General features: G+C 61.9%; 1 protein-coding gene. It reads left to right on the plus strand.

The window, feature by feature from the left end; translation table 11 throughout:
• A partial coding sequence (gene ligD, locus AC1DQP_RS20305; protein ID WP_478052404.1) for a DNA ligase D occupies window positions 1–1,566 on the plus strand: 1,566 nt, incomplete at both ends.

Consider the following 1,566-nt stretch of genomic DNA (forward strand, 5'->3'; position numbering starts at 1 on the left):
AGGGCCGAGGCCCCCCAGGGCCCGTTCGAACCCCAGTTGGCCAAGCTGGGCGAATCGCCCCCAAAGGGCGAGCAGTGGGTTCATGAGATCAAATGGGATGGCTACAGGATCCTGGCCACGGTGGCGGAAGGCGAGGTTCGCTTGTGGTCGCGCAACGCGTTGGAATGGACCARCAAGATCCCGGAGATCCGTGAAGCCATCGCTACATTGGGGTTGAAGTCCGCCGCGCTGGACGGGGAGCTGATCGCGGGGCGCGGGACCAAGGAAGACTTCAATCTACTTCAAGCCACCCTATCTGGGGAGCGCCAGGGTGCGCTGTCCTATGCGCTCTTTGACCTTCTGCATATCAATGGCGTGGACATCGCCGATGCTCCGCTGCTGGAACGAAAGGCGCTCTTGGAGGAAGTTCTCAAGGGAGCCCCGACCCATCTGGCCATGAGTTCGCACATCGCCGGCGATGGGGAGGCGGCCTACCGTTTGGCGGGTGAGCAGCATTTCGAGGGCATCATCTCCAAGCGCGCCGATCGCGGCTACCACGGCGGCCGGGGCGAGGATTGGAAGAAGACCAAGCAGTTGGCCAGCGACGAATTCGCCGTGGTCGGCTACACCGCGCCCAAAGGAAGCCGCACCGGTTTCGGATCGTTGCTACTGGCCAAGCCCGACCCCAAGCATGGATGGCTCTACGTGGGGCGCGTCGGCTCGGGGTTTTCGGACACCTTAATTGGGGAGCTGACAGCGCTGATCGGCACGGCCGGCGGGAAGAAGCCCACCGCACATGTCCCAACGACAGAGACCGACTTGCGGACCGCCACCTGGTTTGCGCCCCGGTTTGTCGTCGAGGTCTTCTACCGAGGGATTGGCGGGCAACAATTGCTGCGCCAAGCGTCGCTGAAAGCGGTGCGGCCTGACAAAGACGTGGCCGATCTGAACGACTCGGATCAGAGCAACAATTCCGGCGGCGGTGCTACATCGGCCAAGCCGAACAAACGTGGGAAGCAAGCCGTCACCAGACCCGAGCGCAGTGTTGCCGTCAAACCCACGAACAGCAAGGGCAGGGCGGATGCAGGAGAGCGGGTTCCCCCAAAGCTCTCAAGCCCGTCCAAGGTCATCTTCCCCGACATCAAGGCCACCAAGCAGGATGTGTGGGATTACTACAGCGCGGTCATGGACCATCTGCTGCCTGAGATCGTTGGGCGTCCACTGTCGATCATCCGCTGCCCAGCTGGGAACGGCCGGCCGTGCTTCTTCCAGAAACACCACACTGCGGGTCTGGAGTTGGTCAGTTCGGTGAAGCTCAAGGAAGACAGTGGAATCAACGCCTACTACCTGGTGGTTGAAGACGCTGCCAGTCTCTTGGAGCTTGTGCAGTTCAACGCCTTGGAGTTTCACCCTTGGGGCAGCCACGCCGATTCGCCCGACCGCGCCGATCGCGTGGTGTTCGACCTTGACCCAGGCCCGGACGTGCCGTTCTCGGAGATCAAGAAAGCTGCCACCGACATTCGGAAGCTCCTTCAGCAGTTGGAGCTGGAGTCTTTCCTACGCGTTTCCGGAGGCAAGGGCTTACAC

The organism is Stenotrophomonas sp. P5_A8, assembly GCF_056400545.1.